This window comes from Ruania zhangjianzhongii (assembly GCF_008000995.1).
GTDB lineage: Bacteria > Actinomycetota > Actinomycetes > Actinomycetales > Beutenbergiaceae > Ruania > Ruania zhangjianzhongii.
In genome coordinates this window covers 3,703,917-3,722,628 of sequence record NZ_CP042828.1, presented here as the reverse complement: position 1 = coordinate 3,722,628, position 18,712 = coordinate 3,703,917, and the positions used below count along the sequence as shown (strand labels likewise).

At 69.9% G+C, this 18,712-nt stretch carries 14 protein-coding genes and 2 pseudogenes; 11 read left to right on the top strand and 5 right to left on the bottom strand.

Annotated features, from left to right (window positions below; genetic code table 11):
- Positions 1-5 precede the first annotated feature (5 nt).
- A complete protein-coding gene (locus tag FU260_RS17280) occupies positions 6-3,701 on the bottom strand; it encodes a nitrate reductase subunit alpha (protein ID WP_147918174.1) in 3,696 nt (1,231 codons plus the stop codon).
- Positions 3,702-4,026: 325 nt separating this feature from the next.
- Complete coding sequence (locus tag FU260_RS17275) at positions 4,027-4,740, bottom strand: helix-turn-helix transcriptional regulator (protein WP_168211830.1); 714 nt, start codon at positions 4,738-4,740, stop codon at positions 4,027-4,029.
- Positions 4,741-4,832: 92 nt separating this feature from the next.
- On the opposite strand from FU260_RS17275, the gene FU260_RS17270 reads away from it, so the two are divergent.
- The 3 genes from FU260_RS17270 to FU260_RS17260 all read left to right on the top strand — a co-directional run bounded on the left by FU260_RS17270 (position 4,833) and on the right by FU260_RS17260 (position 8,429).
- On the top strand, positions 4,833-5,147 hold the full coding sequence (locus tag FU260_RS17270) for a DUF2249 domain-containing protein (protein ID WP_147918172.1): 315 nt from the start codon (positions 4,833-4,835) through the stop codon (positions 5,145-5,147).
- Positions 5,148-5,230: 83 nt separating this feature from the next.
- Positions 5,231-7,489, top strand: coding sequence for a multicopper oxidase domain-containing protein (locus FU260_RS17265; protein WP_235912290.1), 2,259 nt, complete (start codon positions 5,231-5,233; stop codon positions 7,487-7,489).
- A 97-nt stretch (positions 7,490-7,586) separates the two neighbouring features.
- The gene (locus FU260_RS17260; protein ID WP_147918170.1) at positions 7,587-8,429 is read left to right on the top strand and encodes an alpha/beta fold hydrolase; all 843 of its coding nucleotides are present in this window, start codon (positions 7,587-7,589) and stop codon (positions 8,427-8,429) included.
- 127 nt (positions 8,430-8,556) lie between these two features.
- On the opposite strand, the gene msrA is transcribed toward FU260_RS17260, so the two are convergent.
- Positions 8,557-9,273 (bottom strand): peptide-methionine (S)-S-oxide reductase MsrA, encoded by a 717-nt coding sequence (gene msrA / locus FU260_RS17255; RefSeq protein WP_235912291.1) that lies wholly within the window; start codon positions 9,271-9,273, stop codon positions 8,557-8,559.
- Positions 9,274-9,441: 168 nt separating this feature from the next.
- Between msrA and FU260_RS17250 the strand changes: the two genes are divergently transcribed.
- On the top strand, positions 9,442-10,815 hold the full coding sequence (locus FU260_RS17250; RefSeq protein ID WP_168211829.1) for an AI-2E family transporter: 1,374 nt from the start codon (positions 9,442-9,444) through the stop codon (positions 10,813-10,815).
- Positions 10,812-12,020, top strand: coding sequence for a threonine ammonia-lyase (gene ilvA, locus FU260_RS17245; protein ID WP_147918168.1), 1,209 nt, complete (start codon positions 10,812-10,814; stop codon positions 12,018-12,020). The genes FU260_RS17250 and ilvA overlap by 4 nt, the downstream gene beginning before the upstream one ends.
- 126 nt (positions 12,021-12,146) lie before the next feature.
- Here ilvA and greA read toward each other — a convergent pair whose 3' ends face one another.
- Positions 12,147-12,626 (bottom strand): transcription elongation factor GreA, encoded by a 480-nt coding sequence (greA, locus tag FU260_RS17240; RefSeq protein ID WP_147918167.1) that lies wholly within the window; start codon positions 12,624-12,626, stop codon positions 12,147-12,149.
- A 240-nt stretch (positions 12,627-12,866) separates the two neighbouring features.
- Here greA and FU260_RS17235 point away from each other — a divergent pair, with 240 nt between their 5' ends.
- A complete protein-coding gene (locus FU260_RS17235) occupies positions 12,867-14,372 on the top strand; it encodes a hypothetical protein (RefSeq protein ID WP_147918166.1) in 1,506 nt (501 codons plus the stop codon).
- Complete coding sequence (locus FU260_RS17230) at positions 14,365-15,897, top strand: hypothetical protein (RefSeq protein WP_147918165.1); 1,533 nt, start codon at positions 14,365-14,367, stop codon at positions 15,895-15,897. The genes FU260_RS17235 and FU260_RS17230 overlap by 8 nt, the downstream gene beginning before the upstream one ends.
- Before the next feature lie 82 nt (positions 15,898-15,979).
- On the opposite strand, the gene FU260_RS17225 is transcribed toward FU260_RS17230, so the two are convergent.
- The gene (locus FU260_RS17225) at positions 15,980-16,435 is read right to left on the bottom strand and encodes a DUF4307 domain-containing protein (protein WP_147918164.1); all 456 of its coding nucleotides are present in this window, start codon (positions 16,433-16,435) and stop codon (positions 15,980-15,982) included.
- Between the two features lie 132 nt (positions 16,436-16,567).
- Here FU260_RS17225 and mca point away from each other — a divergent pair, with 132 nt between their 5' ends.
- The 4 genes and pseudogenes from mca to FU260_RS24430 form a co-directional block, all read left to right on the top strand.
- Positions 16,568-17,413: a mycothiol conjugate amidase Mca gene (mca, locus tag FU260_RS17220; protein ID WP_147919582.1), complete on the top strand. Its 846-nt coding sequence runs from the start codon at positions 16,568-16,570 to the stop codon at positions 17,411-17,413.
- Positions 17,410-17,868, top strand: a complete 459-nt coding sequence (locus tag FU260_RS23660) for a hypothetical protein (protein ID WP_168211828.1) — start codon at positions 17,410-17,412, stop codon at positions 17,866-17,868. The genes mca and FU260_RS23660 overlap by 4 nt, the downstream gene beginning before the upstream one ends.
- Positions 17,865-18,101, top strand: a pseudogene (locus FU260_RS24650) (nitrilase-related carbon-nitrogen hydrolase); the annotation flags it as partial. The gene FU260_RS23660 and the pseudogene FU260_RS24650, both read left to right, overlap by 4 nt.
- A gap of 47 nt (positions 18,102-18,148) precedes the next feature.
- Positions 18,149-18,682, top strand: a pseudogene (locus FU260_RS24430) (nitrilase-related carbon-nitrogen hydrolase); the annotation flags it as partial.
- Positions 18,683-18,712 lie beyond the last annotated feature (30 nt).

The following is an 18,712-nucleotide window of genomic DNA, read 5'->3' as shown; positions in this document are numbered from 1 at the left end:
CCACGTCAGTACTCCACCGGCGCGGTGCGCTTGCGGATCATCGTGACCTCGTCCCGGTTGTTCCCGGTCGGGCCGATGTAGTTGAACTGGTACGCGAGCTGGGCGTAGCCGCCGATGATGTGGCTGGGTTTGACCATGATCCGGGTCATCGAGTTGTGGATCCCGCCGCGCTTGCGGTCCCGCTCGGTCAGCGGCACGTCGATCAGCCGGTCCTGGGCGTGATGCATGTACACGGTGCCTTCGGGCATCCGGTGGCTGACCACCGCGCGTGCGGCCACCACGCCGTTGCGGTTGGTCAGCTCGATCCAGTCGTTGTCCGCGATCCCCACCTTGGCCGCGTCCCGGTCGGACATCCATACCGTCTGCCCGCCCCGGGAGAGGCTGAGCATGAACAGGTTGTCCTGGTACTCGGAGTGGATGGACCACTTGTTGTGCGGGGTGAGGTAGCGCACCGAGACCCCGAGCTCGTTCTGTTCGCCGATCTTCGCCTCGCCGAACAGCTCGGTCATGTTCAGCGGCGGCCGGTAGACAGGCAGCGCCTCGCCCATCGCCTGCATCCAGTCGTGGTCCAGGTAGAAGTGCTGGCGACCGGTGAGGGTGTGGAACGGTTTCAGGTGCTCGATGTTGATGGTGAACGGGCTGTACCGTCGCCCGCCGGCTTCGGAACCGGACCACTCCGGGGAGGTGATCACCGGCACCGGCGCGATCTGGGCGTCGGCGAAGGTGATCCGCTTGCCCTCGTTCTCCGCCGCCAGGTGGTGCAGGTCGTTCCGGCCGACCCGCTTCTCCAAGGTCTTGAACCCTTCGGTGGCCAGCCGCCCGTTCGTGGTGCCGGAGAGCGTCAGCATCAGCTCGGCCACCTGCACATCGGTGTCCAGCGCGGGGCGGCCATCGGCCACGCCACCCTGACGGCGCCCGTTTCGTCCCGCGATCAGATCCAGCTCGGGCCGCACGTCGTAGGTGATGCCCTTGGTGGTGGTGCCGAGCCGGTCCAGCAGCGGCCCTACCGAGGTCATCTTTTCGTAGACGGCGGCGTAGTCCCGCTCCACCGGGACCAGCACCGGCAGCGTCTTGCCGGGTACCGGCGCACACTCCCCGGCCCGCCAGTCCTTCACCTCGCCGCGGGGGGTGGCCATCGCCTCCGGAGTGTCGTGCCAGAGCGGTTTGGCGACGAGGTCGGTCCGGGTGCCCAGGTGGGTGCCGGCCAGCTCGGAGAACGTCTTGGCGATCGCCTTCCATGCGTCCCAGTCGGTCTTCGACTGCCAGGGCGGCGGGATGGCCGGGCTGAAGGTGTTCACGTACGGGTGCATGTCCGTGGTGTTGATGTCGTACTTCTCGTACCAGGTGGCCGCCGGTAGCACCACGTCGGAGAGAATGGTCGAGCTGGTCATCCGGAAGTCGATCGTCATCAGCAGGTCGAGCTTGCCCTGCGGTGCCTGCTCCGGCCACTCCACACCCGCCGGGCGTTGCCGCTCGGGGGCCTCAGTGGCGGTCACCGCGTGGTCGGTACCGAGCAGGTGCTTGAGGAAGTACTCGCTGCCCTTGGCACTGGAGCCGAACAGGTTCGAGCGCCACAGGGTGAGCAGGCGGGGCCAGTTCTCCTCCGCCTCCGGATCTTCGACGGCGAAGCGCATCCGCCCGCTCGCCAGCTCGTCGACGGCGTAGCTCACCGGGTCCTGTCCGGCCTCGGCCGCCTGGTCGGCGATCGTCAGCGAGCTCCGGTCGAAGGTGGGGTAGCTGGGCGTCCATCCGAGCCGTACCGACAGAGACAGTAGGTCCATCACCGACTGCCCGGCGAACGCGCCGGTGCCGGCGCCGACCGTGTCCGCGTCGTAGGTGTCGTACCGGTACTGGCTGGTGTTCACGTACCAGTAGGCGGTCTGGTTCATGTGCCGCGGCGGCCGGCTCCAGTCCAGGGCGAACGCGCTGTGCTGGAACCCGGTCAACGGGCGCACCTTCTCCTGCCCCACGTAGTGCGCCCACCCGCCGCCGTTACGCCCCTGGCAGCCGGTGATCGTGGTGAGCATCAGCATCGCCCGGTAGATCAGGTCGGAGTGGTACCAGTGGTTGGTGCCGGCCCCCATCAGGATCATCGACCGACCCCGGGAGTCCTCGGAGTTCTGCGCGAACTCCCGGCCCAGGCGGATGATCTTCTCCATCGGCACCGAGGTGATCTCGGACGCCCAGGCGGGGGTGGCGGCCGTGGTCGGATCGTCGTACCCGCTCGGCCAGGTGCCGCTGAGTCCGGGCCGGGCCACGCCGTACTGGGCCAGCATCAGGTCGAACACCGTGGTCACCAGGTGCTCCCCGATGCGCCGGGTCGGCACGCCGCGCGGCTCGTGGGCGACCTTCCCGTCCGGGGCGTCGAACCGGGGCAGCAGCACCTGCTCGCTCGGGCCTCCCTCGGCGTGCAGGGTGAGCACGGGGTCCACGTCGCCCAGGTCGAGGTTCCACCGACCTTCGCCCTCGTCGCCGTACCGGTGCCCGAGCGTCCCGTTCGGGACCACCGGCGCATCGGTGATCCGGTCCAGGACCGCGGGTTTGAATTCAGAATTCTCTGCTGTCGACTCGGGATTGTCGAAGTCTGCGGCGAGGAGGAATTTCCCCGGACGCCACGTTCCGTCGTCGGCCTTGTCCAACCGCACCAAGAAAGGAAGGTCGGTGAAGGTTTTCACGTATTCGTCGAAGAAAGGCGTGCTGCGGTCTACGAAGAACTCTTTGAGTACCACGTGCCCCATCGCCAGGGCGAGAGCGGCGTCGGTGCCGGGAGCCGGAGAGATCCACTCATCGGCGAACTTGACGTTCTCGGCGTAGTCGGGAGCGACCGCGATCACCTTCTGGCCGCGGTAGCGCGCCTCGGTCATCCAGTGCGCATCCGGGGTGCGGGTCAGCGGGACGTTCGAGCCCCACATCATCAGCAGGGCAGCATCCCACCAGTCCCCGGACTCGGGGACGTCGGTCTGGTCGCCGAAGACCTGCGGTGAGGCCACCGGCAGGTCGGCGTACCAGTCGTAGAAGCTGAGCATCGGAGCGCCGATGAGCTCGTTGAACCGGGCGCCGGAGGCATAGCTGACCATCGACATCGCCGGGATGGGGGAGAACCCGGCGATCCGGTCCGGACCCCAGCGCTTGATCGTGTACACGTGCGCGGCCGCGATCAGCTCCACCGCCTCCGACCAGGTCGCTCGCACCAGGCCGCCCTTGCCACGCCCGGACTTGTAGCGCGTGGTCTTCTCCGGGTCCTGCACGATCTCGGCCCAGGCCAGCACCGGATCGCCCAGGCGTGCCCGGGCCTCGCGGAACATCGACAGCAACGTGCCGCGCACGTACGGGTAGCGCACCCGGGTGGGGGAGTAGGTGTACCAGGAGAACGCCGCACCACGGGGGCAGCCGCGAGGTTCGTACTCGGGCCGGTCATCACCTACGGAGGGGTAGTCGGTCTGCTGCGCCTCCCAGGTGATGATCCCGTCCTTGACGTAGACCTTCCACGAGCACGAGCCGGTGCAGTTCACCCCGTGGGTGGAGCGGACCACCTTGTCGTGGCTCCACCGGTCCCGGTAGAAGGAATCGCCGGAGCGCCCACCGGTCAGACTGAGGGTGCGGTTGTCGTCGGAGACCTCGGCGTCAGCGGTGAAGAATCGGCGGGTCTGCACCAGCGCAGCCCCCAGCGGCCCCTCGACGGACAGCTTGCTCGGGGTCATCGCGAGCCACCCGCCCTGGGCTCGGTGCCTGCCGGCGCCGGCAGCCCGCGCCGCCACGGACCCACTGCACCACCCCCGGCCGCGATCGGCAGATCAGTAACTGCTGGGGCGAGCATGTGCCCTCCTGAGGAACTGCAGACGAGTGAGTATTTCGTCCTAACATAACCCGACCGAATAGGGGCGGCAACCAGCACGAACTGCGATTTCCAGGGCGATTTACCGCACGCTCACGTCGCTTAAATCGAGCCGGCTCGGCGGCACTAATTTCCGCGGAAATGTGCGTGAAGTTCAGTGGGCGATTCATTGTTCGCTTTCCGGTTCTCCGTCAGCGGTAGCGGAGAATTGGCTCGGCTCGGCTCGGCTCGGCGTGCAGGCGCAGCCGGCAGGCCCCGACTTCGGCGAACGGAGTCAGCTGCACGTCGCCGGCGGGTGCGCCATAGCTCTCCAGTGCGCCCTCCACCAGGCCCTGGTGCACCTGACAGATGACCTCGGGCATCTCCTTGGCCAGTTCCAGCAGTGGGCAGGTGCGCAGGGCGGTGCCCTCGTCGTCAGGCACTGGCCCGAAGCCGAGCTCGGCGAGCAGGTCGGTCACCCGGTCCTCAGCGGCCGGGCGGGCGCTGCTGTTCTGTTCTTCGGCCAGCGAGGCGCCCCAGGTCCGCCCGATCGCACGGGCGTCGGCCCCGGCATCGTCGGAGCGTTGCGCTAGGTGGGTGGCGAATGCCTCGGTGAGGCTGCGGTACTCGCGGAAGGCCCTGCCGGTCGGCTGGGCGTGCCGGCCGGCGGTGGTCAGGGAGTAGGTGTAGTGCGGCCGGCCGCGACCGCCGGTGGGTACCCGGGAGCGCTGCACCAGGCCGGCGGTGTGCAGGTCCGACAAGGCCCGGCGCACGGTGTTCGGGTGGGTGCCGGTGGCCGCGCTCAGGTCCGTCACGGAGGCGGTCTGGCCGGCCGGGCCGAGAGTCGACAGGACGCGCTGCGCCGGACCGGGAGCGGCCGAAGGCTCCGGCGTCGGCACCGGCCCGAAGGCAGCAGAATTATTCACAATTCGGAGTGTAATATTCGAGGAGGTGGTCCACCACCGGAATCGACCAGTGGTTTCTCGCCACGGCGATGCGCCCAACATGAGGAGGAACGATGACCGATCCCCAAGCACAGCCCGCCGCTCCCGCGACGCTGCCGGTGACCGATGTGAGCGCCTCCGGGTGCGCATGCGGCTGCACGGACGAGGGAATCCCGATGCTGGACGTGCGGGAGATCCCCCATGCCATCCGGCACGCCACCGTGTTCGGCGCCCTCGGCGCCGTACCCGCCGGAGGATCGCTGGACCTGGTCGCCCCGCACGACCCGAAGCCGCTGCTCGCCCAGATCGCCGACCGGGACCCGGTGCAGGTCACCTACCTGCAGGAGGGCCCGCAAGCCTGGACGTTGCGGCTGACCCGGCAGGGCTGACTGCAGCGATGACCAGCTCCGGCGGTCCGAGATCTCGTCCGGTGGCCTCCCGGGGCCGATGGCCGCTGCGAGACTATCCGGCGGTGCTCTGGCTCGTGCTGGCGGCGATCCTCGCGGTGGCGCACCAGGCGGTCCCCTCCGCTCGCTGGCTGATGGTGCATCTGGTGCTGCTCGGGGCGATCACGCACGCGATCATGGTGTGGAGCACCTACTTCGCCCAGGCGCTGTTGAAGACCCCGCCCACGCTGGACGACCGCCGCGTCCAGTCCCGGCGGCTCTGGCTACTGCTGGCCGGCGTGACTGCTGTGCTGATCGGCGTGCCGACGGCGTCCCTCCCCGTGGTCATCGCCGGTGCGGGTGCTGTCGTGGCTGCTGTGCTCTGGCACGGGGTGCAGCTGGTGCGCCGGCTCCGCCGGGCGCTGCCGGGCCGGTTTCGGATCACCATCCGCTACTACCTCGGCGCCTGCGGCATGCTCCCGGTCGGTGCGGTGCTCGGCGTACTGCTCGCGCGCGGGCTGCCCGGCGACTGGCATGGCCGACTGCTGGTGGGGCACACGATGGTCAACCTGCTCGGCTGGGTGGGCCTGACCGTGACCGGAACGCTGCTCACCCTCTGGCCGACGATCCTGCGCACGCGGATCGACGAGCGTGCCGAACGCTGGGCACGCCAGGCGCTGCCGGTGCTGCTGCTGGGCCTGCTGGCCACGCTCGCTGGCGCAGTCGCGGACCTGCGCTGGGTCACCGTGGCCGGGATCGCGACCTACACCCTCGGTGTGCTCGGCTGGGGCCGGGCGTTGGCTCGGCCCGCGATCGCGCGTCCGCCCCGCTCGTTCCCGGCGGCGTCGGTGGCAGCCGCCCTGGTCTGGCTGTTGGCCGGGCTCGTGGTGGTGGCGGTGGCCACGGCGCGCGCCGACTCCTGGGAACAGGTGGCGGGCGCGTTCACCCCGGCCACGGTGATCTTCGTGGTCGGAGTGGCTGCTCAGGTGCTGCTCGGCGCGTTGTCCTACCTGCTCCCGGTGGCCCTGGGCGGGGGACCGGCGAAGCTGAAGGCCGCCAGTGCGTGGTTCGACCGGTACGGAGCGGTGCGGATCGTGACCACGAACGTCGCCCTGCTGCTGTGCCTGCTGCCGGTGCCGAGCTGGGTGCGGGTGGCCTGCTCGGTGCTGGTGCTGGTGGGCCTCGCCTCGTTCCTACCGATGATGGTGGGCGCGATCCGGTCCCGCCGCACCGCCGGCGAGGCCGGGCACGGGGCGCCGGCCCCACCCGCTGCGCAGGAGGCGGTGTTCTGGCGCCGCTCTCAGCTGGTGGTCGCCGTGGTGGCAGTGCTGCTCGCGGTCAGCATCGGCGTGGGTATCGACCCGGCAGCGGCCGGACTGAACGCAGCCGGCAGTGCCCACCGCGACGTGGCCGCCACCGGCGAGACCACCACTGTGCAGGTCAGCGCGCAGGACATGCGCTACGTCCCGGCCACGCTCAGCGTGCCAGCCGGTGACCGGCTGGTGATCGAGCTGACCAACGACGATCCGCAGAACGTGCACGACCTGACCGTCGGCGGCGCGACCTCCGAACGGCTTGCCCCCGGCGAGAGCCAGCGTCTGGACATCGGTGTGGTCGGCGGGGACCTGGAGGGCTGGTGCACTGTCGCCGGGCATCGGCAGCTGGGAATGACGCTGACCCTGGTGGCCTCCGGAGCCACCGCCGAGGCCGGTCGGGACCAGACGAGCACCGACCAGGGTGAGACCACCGCCCCGCCGGGCGCCGCCGTCGACGGGGAGCACAGCAGCGCGGACCATAGTGCGGATACCGCCCAGGTGAGCCCCGCCGTCGAGAACGTGATCGATCCGCAGCTGCCGGAGCTGACCGAGGAGAGCACCCACCGGCTCACCCTCGAGGTGCAGGAGGTCGAGCTCGAGGTGGCGCCCGGGGTGTGGCAGCGGCGCTGGACCTTCGGCGGCACGGTACCGGGGCCCACACTGCACGGCCGGGTGGGGGACACGTTCGAGGTCACGCTGGTCAACGACGGATCGATGGGGCACTCGATCGACTTCCACGCCGGGGCCCTCGCCCCGGACGGGCCGATGCGCACGATCGCGCCGGGGGCCTCGCTCCGCTACACCTTCACCGCGGGGCGGGCCGGGATCTGGATGTACCACTGCGCCACGGACCCGATGTCCGCGCACATCGCGGCCGGGCCGAACCGGGCCACGTCCTTCCACGTGGTCGGCGGCCCGTTCGACACCGTCTACGTCGAGGGGGCCTACTTGCTCCGGGACGGCCGCGGCGCTCTCGACGGCGTGTGGTCATCGCGACGCTCCGGCCCGCCAGCGGCGTCCACCCGCTGATCGGCACAGGGTGGGGCCAGCCGCGGCGATGAGTTTGCGCACGCCGGGTCGTACCAGGTGATGAGGCGATCCATCATGAAGGCGGAAGGGACACGGTATGCAGGTAGCGGTGAACGGCGTGGAGCTGTGTGTGGAGACGTTCGGGGATCCGGCGGATCCGCCGGTGCTGCTGGTCGGCGTGACCATGCTGAGCTGGCCGGCGGAGCTGTGTACGGCGCTGGCCGGGCGATACGTGCTGCGCTACGACCTGCGCGATACCGGCCGGTCGACGTTCGTGGACCCGCAGGCCCCCGGCTACGACCTGCGCGACCTGGTCACCGACGCCGCAGACCTGCTGCGGACGCTGGGCCTGGGTGCTGCGCACGTGGTCGGGATGGGAGTGGGCGGGTTCATCGCCCAGCTGCTCGCGCTGGACCATCCGGAGCAGGTGGCGTCGCTGACGCTCGTGGCCACCCGCCCGGTCGCACCCGGTCCGGTCGATCCTGACCTGCCCGACCACGACCCGGAGCTGATGGGGCAGATGTTCTCGGCCTCCGAGCCGGACTGGACCGATCGAGCCAGCGTGGTGGAGTACATGACCGGTTCCGCCCGGTTGACGTCCGGCTCGCGGGGTTTCGACGAGCAGGAGGTTCGCGCGAGTGCCGGCGCGGTGTTCGACCGGGCGGCGCCGACCCCGGCCGCGCAGCAGGCGAGCCAGCTGGGCACCGTGTTCGCGGCGATCGACTGCACGCCGCGGTGGCGCGAGCGCCTCGGCGAGGTCACCGCGCCGACCCTGGTGCTGCACGGCGAGGAGGATCTGTTCTTCCCGCACGGAAACGGGGTGGCGCTGGCTGCGGAGATCCCTGGCGCTGAACTGATCACGCTGCCCGGCATCGGCCAGGGCCTACCGCGGATGATCTGGCCGATCGTGACCGAGGCCATCCTGCGGCACACCTCGTGAGGGTGGTTCCCGGCCGGGCCGCGCGAGGTGCTCGACGCCGGCCAGACCCCGTGGGTGCCCGACACCGCTGCCGATGTATCACCACCCGGGACCGGGTGGTGAAACGTCGCGGTCCCACTTCGTGGAATCAGGCGGTCTCGGGCCGCGCCTCCCGCTGGTTCGCGAGCACCGACTCCTGGCTCGGTACCTGGTCCTGGCGCAGCACCCCCACCGGGCAGCTCATCCCGTTCGGGCCGTGGTTGCAGTAGCCGCCCGGATTCTTGTGCAGGTATTGCTGGTGGTAGTCCTCGGCGTAGTAGAACTCACCCGCCGGGGCGAGCTCCGTGGTGATCTCACCGAATCCGCTGGAGTGGGCGACGGCGTTCATCGCCTCCCGTGAGGCCCGCACCAGGGCCTCGTCGGCCGGGTCGGTCCAGTAGATGGCCGAGCGGTACTGGGTACCGCGATCGTTGCCCTGCCGGAAGCCCTGCGTGGGATCGTGGTTCTCCCAGAACTCCTTGAGCAGGTGCTCCAGGTCGATCTGCTCCGGGTCGTAGGCCACCAGCACCGCCTCGGTGTGCCCGGTCATCCCCGTGCACACTTCCTCGTAGCTGGGGTTCGGGGTGTAGCCCCCGGCGTACCCGGCGGCGGTGGACACCACGCCCGGCAGCCGCCAGAAGATGCGTTCGGCGCCCCAGAAACAGCCCATCCCCACCTGGACGGTGCGGGTGCCTGCCGGCCAGGGGCCCTGCAGCGAGGTGCCCAGCACGGTGTGCGTGGCCGGTACCGGCAGCGGTTCCTCCCGGCCGGAGAGAGCGTCCTCGGGGGCGACCATCGTGGCCTTCGTCCATGCACCGAATATCATCTGGCTCCCTCATTCCTGCGCTCGTGCGGCGCAACCTTCGCCCGGTGGCAGGTGGACCACGGGCGAGCGGATCGATCCGCTGAACTCGCGCCGTCCACGACAACGCTACGCCAGGGCGAGATGTTCCCCGCCAGGTACCCTGAATGCAGTCCGAGAGAGGGTGGTGCCATGCACAAGGGTGAACCAGGATCGACACCTGATCCTGTTGGCGGTCGGGACGAGCAGCACCCGCCCGAGGATCAGGACCTGGAGCAGGGCAACCGGGCCGAGTGTCAGGGTCAGGACGGGCGGCGCGAGTCCGCCGACGCCACGGTCGCCGCAGGTCGCGACGGGACTGCCGAGCGGGGGCGCACCGAGCCTGAGGACATCGCGGTCGGTGCCGCTGCCGCGCTCGCCGCCGAGCGTCAGGACGATGATGACGTGATCGCCGTGGTCGAGTCCGACCCGAAGCGGTCCCCGGTCACCCCCGCGGTCAGCGGAATGGCTGCCTGGTCCTGGCGGTTCCTGGTGATCGTCGCCGCCGGAGTGGTTGCTGGGTACGGGCTGATCCAGATCAAGACGGTCGTCGTGCCGATCCTCGTGGCTGCACTGATCACCTCGCTGCTCGGCCCTGCGGTGAACTGGCTGGAGCGGCACAAGATTCCGCGGACGGCCGGAACCCTCATCACCCTGCTGACCATGGTCCTGCTATTGAGTGGGCTGCTCACCCTGGCCGGCGCGTCGATCGCCTCCGGTATCCGAGATCTGAGTGCGACCGCCTGGGAGGGCATCCAGAGGCTGCTCAGCTGGCTGTCCACCGGTCCGCTGCAACTCAGCCAGGAGGACATCGATACCTACGTCCAGCAGATCCAGGCGCAGCTGGAGTCGAACGCGCAGACCATCGCCTCGGGTGCGCTCTCGGTCGGTACCTCGGTGGGCAACGTGCTCGCCGGCTCGCTGATCGCGCTGTTCTGCCTGTTCTTCTTCCTCAAGGACGGCTCGACCATCTGGAGCTGGCTGGTTAAACTGTTCCCGCAGGTCGCTCGCGACCGCGTGGACGTGGCTGGGCAGAAGGCCTGGTTCAGCCTCAGTAGCTACGCCCGCACCCAGATCATGGTGGCCTTCATCGACGGCGTCGGCATCGGGTTGGGCGCATGGTTGCTCGGCGTACCGCTGGCGCTGCCGCTCGGTGTGCTGGTGTTCCTCGGATCGTTCATCCCGATCGTCGGTGCCGTGGTGACCGGCTCGGTAGCGGTCGCCGTGGCACTGGTGGACCAGGGCATCTGGATCGCCCTGGCGATGCTCGGTGTGGTGCTGCTCGTCCAGCAGGCGGAGAGCAATCTGCTCCAACCGCTGCTGATGAGCCGGGCGCTGAAGCTGCACCCGGTGGCGGTGCTGCTCGCCGTGTCCACCGGAACAATCGTCGGTGGCGTGGTCGGCGCCCTGTTCGCAGTACCCGTGGTGGCGGTGGCGAATACGGTGCTGCACTATCTCAACGGCGGCCAGGATCCGCACCGGGAGATACCGCCACTGATCCAACGGGTGCGGGCCAGGCGCACATGAGCGTGACGATCGAGGCGATTCGAGAGGCTGCTGCCGCACTGCGGCCGGTGGTGCAGGAGACCCCGGTGCAGTACAGCCGCGCGATCAGCGAGCTCGCCGGGGCCGAGGTGTGGCTGAAGTGCGAGAACCTGCAGACCGGTGGCTCGTTCAAGATCCGCGGCTCCTATACCCGGATGTGCCGGCTCAGTGACGAACAGAAGGCTGCCGGCGTGCTCGCGGCCAGTGCCGGTAACCACGCCCAGGGGGTGGCCCTGGCCGCTCGGCTGCTGGGCATCTCCGCCACGATCTACATGCCACAGGGCGCTGCACTGCCCAAGCTCGCTGCCACCCGCGGCTACGGCGCCGAGGTACGCATCCACGGCCGGACGGTGGACGAGGCCCTCGCCGAGGCCCGAGCCGAGTCCGAGCGCACCGGCCAGGTGGTGATCCACCCGTTCGACCACGAGGACATCGTGACCGGGCAGGCGACCGTGGCCCTCGAGGTGGCCGAGCAGGTACCGACCGCACGCACCATCGTGGTGCCCACCGGCGGCGGCGGCCTGCTCGCCGGCATCGCGACCGCCGCGCACGCCACGCTGGGCCCCGAGGTGCAGATCGTCGGCGTCCAGGCCGAGGGAGCTGCCGCCTATCCGGCATCTCTGGCCGCGGGCCGCCCGGTGCCGCTGGAGAGCATGCACACCATGGCCGACGGGATCGCGATCGGCACCCCGGGGCAGGTGCCGCTGGGGATCGTCCGCGAGCACGTGCGCCGGGTGGAGACAGTCAGCGAGGAGGACCTCTCCCGGGCCTTGCTCGTGCTGGCCGAGCGGGCCAAGCTCGTGGTGGAACCCTCCGGTGCGGCAGGGGTGGCCGAGCTGATGCGGCGACCGGGCCGGCTGGAGGGACCGGTCGTGGTGATTCTCTCCGGGGGGAACGTCGATCCGCTGGTGCTGATGAAGGTGCTCCGGCACGGGATGGCGGCCGCTGGCCGGTTCCTGCAGTTCAAGGTGCGGGTCCGGGACACACCGGGCCATCTGGCCGCGCTGCTGCGTTGCCTGGCGGACCTGGATGCCAACGTGCTCGAAGTAGCCCACGTACGTACCGCCGTCGGGCTGGCCGTGGACGAGGTGGATATCGCGGTGGAGTGCGAGGCCAAGGGGCCGGGGCACTGCAGCGAGGTACTCGTCGAGCTGGAGGAGTCCGGGTACCGGGTGCTCTCCAACTGAACCTGGCGGGTGCCGGGTGCTCTCCAACTGAACGCCCGTCTGAGTAGTGGGGCTCGGCTGTCGCTGAGGCCCACTACTCAGACGGGCGTCTGCCTCGGGCGTCGCGCGGGCGCGCTTGCGCGTGCCTCAGCTGGAGTACGGCGTCGCCTTGAGGATCTTCGCCTTCAGCATCTTCCCGTTCGGCGTGGCGTACTCGGCCGTCTCGCCGACCTTCTTGTCCCGGATCGCTGCGCCGAGCGGTGAACCGGAGGAGTAGACGTCCAGGTCAGTGTCTCCGGCGACCTCGCGGGAGCCGAGCAGGAAGGTGAGGTCCTCACCGGCCAGGGAGACCGTCACCACCATGCCGGGCTCGACCACGCCGTCGTCGGCAGGAGCCTCGCCCACCTGAGCGTTGCGGAGCAGCTCGTCGAGCTGCCGGATCCGGGCCTCCTGCTTGGCCTGCTCCTCACGGGCGGCGTGGTAGCCGCCGTTTTCCTTGAGGTCACCCTCTTCGCGAGCAGACTCGATCTTGTCGGCGATGTCGGTCCGTCCCACACCGACGAGGTGGTCGTACTCGCCCTTCAGGCGGTCATACGCATCCTGAGTGAGCCATGTGGTTTCGGACACGGTTCCTCCTTCATTTCGTCATGCCGACAGGCGGCTGCGACGGCGCAAACTCGGGATGGCTGTGCGAAACTCCGGTCCCCGGGCTGGCTACCGATGCGGCCGCGCCGGGGCGGCGGAAAGAACCATCATAGCGATTCCGCGGCACCGGTGGTCAACGTCAATCCTGGCCGTGGGCCATTATACGCTCGGGCGGACGGCTAGGCTGCCCGAGAAACGCTACTTGACGGCCAAGGGGCACCGATGACCGGTCATGATCCGGGGCAGGAACAAGCCGGGGATCGAACCGGTGCGGAACCCGCCTCCGGTCTGCCCGAGCGGCCGGGCGGGCACCTGGGCGAGCGGCCGGATGACCAGCCGCTGCGACAGCGGCGCAAGTGGCCGGGCGCGGTGATCGCCATCGTTGCCGTGGCCGCCGTGGTGCTCGGCGGGCTGCAGTATCTTCCGATGCTGCTCTCCGGCAGCACCGAGACCGATCCGGCGCCGCCACCGGCCGCCACCGCGATCCCGCAGCCGAGTGCCAGTCCACCCTCCTCGGGCACCGAGAACGGTGGAGGGAGTGCGCCGTTCACCGCGACGGGCTTCCTGCGCATGCTGAACGAAGCGCTCGCGGATGCGGACCGCGAGCGCTTCTTCGAGCTTGTCGGACCGGGTGCTGTCGACGGGCTGAACCTGTGGTGGGACAACATGGCCACGCTCGGGATGAGCGGCGCCGGTCTGTCCGTGGAGTCGGGCACGCTGGACGGGCTGGGGCCGGGTGGCTCGGCCGATCTGACCATCCGGCTGGGCGCGATCACGCTCGGTACCCCGCGGGCCGGGGACGACTCCGAGTACGCCGACGCGGGCCAGTACCTGGTGGCCGCCGCCCGGTACCGGATCACCATCTCGGTCTCAGCGGCCGGGGAGGGGGTGATCAGCGGCTGGCGTCCCACCGACCCGGTCAAGCCGTGGGACCAGGGCCGGCTGGCCGCGGTGCAGACCGAGCACGTGCTGGTGGCCAGCGACGCCAACGAAGCGGAGCTGCTCGAGGAGTTCGCCGGCGCCGCCGAAGAGCCAGCCAGCTGGGTGCTGGACCGGTACGCCGATGCCGAGCACGGATCGCCGATCGACCGGTTCACCCTCTTCCTCACCGAGGACCCCGAGCGCGCCGGCACCTGGTTCGACACCGGCGACCACAACGATGAGCTCGCCGGGTTCACCATCCCGTTGCTGCGCCTGGGCGAGGCGCCAGGGCTGCACCCGCGGATCGCTACCGACGAGGAGACCCAGTGGGGCTCCACAGTGGTGATCGTGGGTCCGGGCGGACTGGACTCGCCCGAGGCCTTCCGCTCACTGACCGCACACGAGCTCACCCACGCAGTGGACTTCGCCTGGCTCCCGGTGCCGCAGGACCGGTCCCGGGTGATCAGCGAAGGCTGGGCCGAGTACCTGCAGGAACTGTGGGACTCGAGCGGCGAGTTCGCGCCACCGGGCTCCTGGCGGGCGGAGCGGATCGAGGAGTGTCTCGCCGATGGCTGGGGCTATCCCAGCGATGATGCCTTCGATACCGACGGCGCGGACATCTTCTGCGCCTACGCCCTCAGCGCCAGCGTGTACGCCTACGCCGCCGAGCGTGGTGTGGACCCGTTCGAGCTCGCTCGGCAGGCCCGCAGTTCCGGGCAGTCGCTGATCGAAGTGAGCGAGCACCTGGCCGGCCCGGACGTGGCGCAGGCGGGATGGGAAGACTGGGTACATTCGACCTATGGGTGATGCGAGTCGGCCTTCGCAGCACGGGTCGTACGCACCGCCGTCGCACCCGGGCGCCTACCTTCCCCCGGATCCAGGGGCCGGCTACTCCTACCAGCCGGCGCCCTACTACCCGCCGCCCCAGTTCCCGCCACCGCCACATCGGCCCCGCCCGCACACGCCCGGCTGGGCCTGGGCGCTGATCACGGTCCTGGTGGTCGCGGTGGCGGTGATGGGCGCCGTCACCGTGGCCGAACAGGAACGGCGGCCCTGGGACACGCCACCGACCACGCCACCCACAGTGACCCAAGGGGAGGACGGCTACGGGCAGCCGAACACGGCACCGAGCGGGGAGTTCACCGGCGAGCACCTGATCACTCGGCTGAACGAGGCGCTCGCGGCCCGGGACCGGGAGACCTTCTTCAGCTACGTCGACGGCGCTGCCGTGGAGCCGCTGGAACTGTGGTGGGACAACATGGACACCCTGGGCTGGACCACTGGGGCGATCTCCCTGCAGGCGCCGCAGACGTCGGACTACTCCGACAACACCGTCACCCAGCAGGTGCTCCTCGGCGCCGTGACCGCCGGCTCGCCGCAGATCCCGGCCGACTCCGCGCACCCGGACGCTGGGCTCAGCTACGCACCGGCGAACCTCTACCAGGTCACGATCCATGTCACCGACGACGGCGCCAGTGGGGTGATCACCGGGTGGCAGCCGCAGCGCTACACCGCACCGTGGGACCTGGAGCCGCTGTACGCCGTGATCGGCGACCACGCCGTCGTGGCCGGATACGCCGACGAGCGGGACCTGGTGGACGAGACCGCCGGTGCCGCCGAGGAGGCCGCGCAGTGGGTCACCGAGACCTACCAGGAGCGGACCGGCGTCGCGAACGCGAACCGATACCTCACGTTCGTGACCGATACCGACGACCGGTTCAACTCCTGGTTCATCGACGCCGAGGATCTCGCCGGATGGATCGGTGACCGGGCGGGCACGATGTTCCCGCAGAGCCGCCCGCTGGCCGCACCCGGACTCGACCCGAGCATCGCCACCGGGAACCGGATGACCAACGCCGGCGGGATCCTGACCGTCGGCCCGAACGGGCTGCAGTACGGCATCGCCGACACCACCGACACCCTGGTGCACGAGTTCGTCCACGCGATCCACGTCACCAACGTGCCGCACGGATCGGGCTCCTCGTCAGTGATCGCCGAAGGGTGGGCGACCTACAACGAGTCGCTGTTCCAGGGCAGCGGCACCTACGCACCGCGCCTGCGAGTCACCGGCCGCACGTTGCGGGGCTGTGTAGCGGAGATGGACAGCGCGTTCCCCACCGAACAGGACTTCGTGGACGCGGACGACGCCACCTGTGCCTATGCCCTCAGCGGCAGTCTGTACGCCTACGCCGAGAGCCTGGGAGTGGATGTCTACGCGCTCGCGGACGAGGCGTTGGCAACCGGGGAACCGCTGTGGTCCCTGGTCGAGCGCGACGGCGTAGCGTTTACCGCCGAGGGGTGGAGCAGTTGGCTGCAGGAGCAGTTCGGCTGACCGGGCCGTGTGGCTGGCGCGGGTCACTCGGCTGACCTGGCCGTGTGGCTGGCGCGGGTCACTCGCCGGCCGGGTTGGTGGCTCAGTCGACGAGGCTGCACTCGCGCACCACACCGGTGGTGGCGAGCTCAGTGGTGGCGATGTCGACGGTCAGCCGGGTGGTGCGCTGGTCCTGCGGGCCGATGGTGATGTCGGTGATACCGACCTGTCCGTAGCCTTCGTTCAGGGCCTCCAGCGTGCAGGTCGCGGTCGCTTCGTTCGGTTTGCTCACGTCGACGATCACCTGGACCTGCGTGTCGTCCACCACGTCGAAGCCGACCTGTTCGGAGGTGGCGTCCGGATCGAAGAACTGCACCGAGATCCACACCAGGGTCGCGATCCCGATCGTCCCCAGGGAACCGGCAGTCAGCCACAGCGCGCGCTTGCGCCGCCGCACCGGCGGACGGGAGCCGTAACGCTCGGCCATCACCTGGGCGGTGCGTTCGGCCTGGGCAGCGCTCGGGGCATCCTGGGCGGTGCCTGGTGCCTGTGACTCCACCAACGCGTGACATCCTTAGACTGGAAAGACCGATGGACGCCAGTGGCCGACCGGCGAGCGTCCGTCCCTCATTGTCACACTCTCACGAGCCTCAGGAGATCCTCAGTGGCCGGTGCACAAGAACTGCGGCTGATGGCCGTGCACGCCCACCCCGACGACGAGTCCAGCAAGGGCGCGGCCACGATGGCCAAGTACGCCGCCGAGGGGGTGCAGGTCCTGGTAGTCACCTGCACCGGCGGTGAGCGGGGTGACATCCTCAACCCCCGTCTGCAGAACGACCCGGAGGTGCTGCGGGACATGCCGGGCTTCCGCCGGCGGGAGATGGCCGCCGCGGCCGAGGCTCTGGGCATCTCCCAGCAGTGGCTCGGATTTGTCGACTCCGGCCTTCCCGAAGGTGATCCGCTGCCGCCGCTGCCGGAGGGCAGCTTCGGCCGCGAGCCGTTGGACGTTGCGACCGAGGCCCTGGTCCGGGTGGTGCGTGAGTTCCGTCCGCAGGTGATGACCACCTATAACGAGAACGGTGGCTACCCGCACCCCGACCACGTGATGACCCACAAGATCTCGGCCGCAGCCTTCGATGCCGCCGCCGACCCGGACGCTTTCACCGACGCCGGCCCGGCGTGGGAGGTATCCAAGCTCTACTACGACCACGGCTTCTCCCGGAGCCGGATCGTGGCGGTCCACGAGGCGCTGCTCGAGGCCGGGCGGGAGTCGCCGTATGCGGACTGGATGGACCGGTGGGACCGGGACGACCGGGCGGAGAAGGTCACCACCCGGATCGAGTGCGCGGACTACTTCGATCACCGAGACCGCGCCCTGCTCGCCCACGCCACCCAGATCGATCCGGACGGATTCTTCTTCGCTGTCCCGCGGGAGATCGAGAAGGTTGCCTGGCCGGTGGAGGAGTTCGAGCTGGCCCAGTCTCGGGTGCCGGTCCAGACGCCGGAAGACGATCTGTTCGCCGGGCTCCGGCAATGATCGCCGGCCTGCCCGTGCTGCTTGCCGGAGGGGTGGACCCCAAGGACGCCAGTCCGGGTATCGGCGCGTTCATCACGTTCGCAATCCTCGCGCTGGTGATCATCCTGCTCGCCTGGTCCTTCACTCGGCACCAGCGTCGGATCCGCGCCCACGCCCAGCAGGATGCGGCGGAGCGGGCAGAACAGGCCGCGGCGGAGCAGGCGGATGGGGAGCAGGCGGATGCCGAGCAGGCCGGCGCAGCCACCTCCGGTGCGGCGCAGGCTCCGGTCGCTGCCGAGGAGGCAGAGGCTCGGCCCGAAGAGCCGTCGGACGAGGCTGTTGAGGGTGCGCCGAGCGAGACTGCTGAGGGGGCGTCGTCCGTTCGGGCAGCTCCAGACTCGAATACTGCTCCGGGGGTGGCGTCGCACCCCTCGGGTGTGGTGGAGCCGAAGGACGACGGCGGGGCGCACCGGTGAGCCTCTCGGTCGCCATCGCCCAACTCGCCTCGGACTCCGACGCCGAGGCGAATGCTCGCCGCAGCGCGGCCGCCGTCCGAGACGCCGCCCGCGGGGGTGCTCGCCTGGTCATCCTGCCGGAGTACGCCTCCGGCTGGGCGCCGACGATCACGGCAGACCTTGCCCAGGAGACGGATGGCCCGTTCCTGGCCGCCCTTCGTACCGCGGCTGCCGAGGCGAAGGTATGGGTGGTGGCCGGGATGGTTACGCCGAGCCCTAGTGGCCCTCGGGCCGGTGCGAGAACGTCGCGGTGCTCCTCGGCCCGGACGGCGAGGTGGCCGGCGAGTATCGCAAGGTGCACCTGTTCGACGCGTTCGGGGTGCGCGAGTCCGACGTGCTCGACGGCGGCCGGCCCGGTGGGGACAACGTCCTCACCGTGGACCTGGGTGGGCTGCGGGTGGGGGTTGCTACCTGTTACGACCTGCGCTTCCCGGAGACCTTCCGGTTGCTTGCCGACGCCGGTGCGGACGTGTTGGTGGTGATCGCGGCTTGGGCGGACGGGCCGGGCAAGGCCGAGCAGCTCGAGGTGCTCACCCGCGCCCGGGCGTTGGAGAATACCTGTTACCTGCTCCTGGCCAGCCAGCCGGGGGAGGGCCGCGTCGGTAGGTCAGCGCTGATCGAGCCGCTGGGTACGGTGATCGACCAGGGTGGCACCGGCGACGAGGTGATCCTTGCTGCGACCCTCACGCAGGACGTGATCGCTGAGGCGCGCGCGAAGGTGCCCAGTCTGAGCCACCGGCAGTTCCACGTGCGTCCCGGACCGCCCACCGGCTGAGGTCGAGGGCGCGCCACCGGCGCGTGTTCG

What these genes read in the sequence shown, in the direction of transcription:
- FU260_RS17280 (WP_147918174.1), bottom strand. Translation starts at nt 3,701, where the DNA reads ATGACCCCGAGCAAGCTGTCCGTCGAGGGGCCGCTGGGGGCTGCGCTG.
- FU260_RS17270 (WP_147918172.1), top strand. Translation starts at nt 4,833, where the DNA reads ATGACCGATCCCCAAGCACAGCCCGCCGCTCCCGCGACGCTGCCGGTG.
- FU260_RS17260 (WP_147918170.1), top strand. Translation starts at nt 7,587, where the DNA reads ATGCAGGTAGCGGTGAACGGCGTGGAGCTGTGTGTGGAGACGTTCGGG.
- msrA (WP_235912291.1), bottom strand. Translation starts at nt 9,273, where the DNA reads ATGATATTCGGTGCATGGACGAAGGCCACGATGGTCGCCCCCGAGGAC.
- FU260_RS17250 (WP_168211829.1), top strand. Translation starts at nt 9,442, where the DNA reads ATGCACAAGGGTGAACCAGGATCGACACCTGATCCTGTTGGCGGTCGG.
- ilvA (WP_147918168.1), top strand. Translation starts at nt 10,812, where the DNA reads ATGAGCGTGACGATCGAGGCGATTCGAGAGGCTGCTGCCGCACTGCGG.
- FU260_RS17235 (WP_147918166.1), top strand. Translation starts at nt 12,867, where the DNA reads ATGACCGGTCATGATCCGGGGCAGGAACAAGCCGGGGATCGAACCGGT.
- FU260_RS17230 (WP_147918165.1), top strand. Translation starts at nt 14,365, where the DNA reads ATGGGTGATGCGAGTCGGCCTTCGCAGCACGGGTCGTACGCACCGCCG.
- mca (WP_147919582.1), top strand. Translation starts at nt 16,568, where the DNA reads ATGGCCGTGCACGCCCACCCCGACGACGAGTCCAGCAAGGGCGCGGCC.
- FU260_RS23660 (WP_168211828.1), top strand. Translation starts at nt 17,410, where the DNA reads ATGATCGCCGGCCTGCCCGTGCTGCTTGCCGGAGGGGTGGACCCCAAG.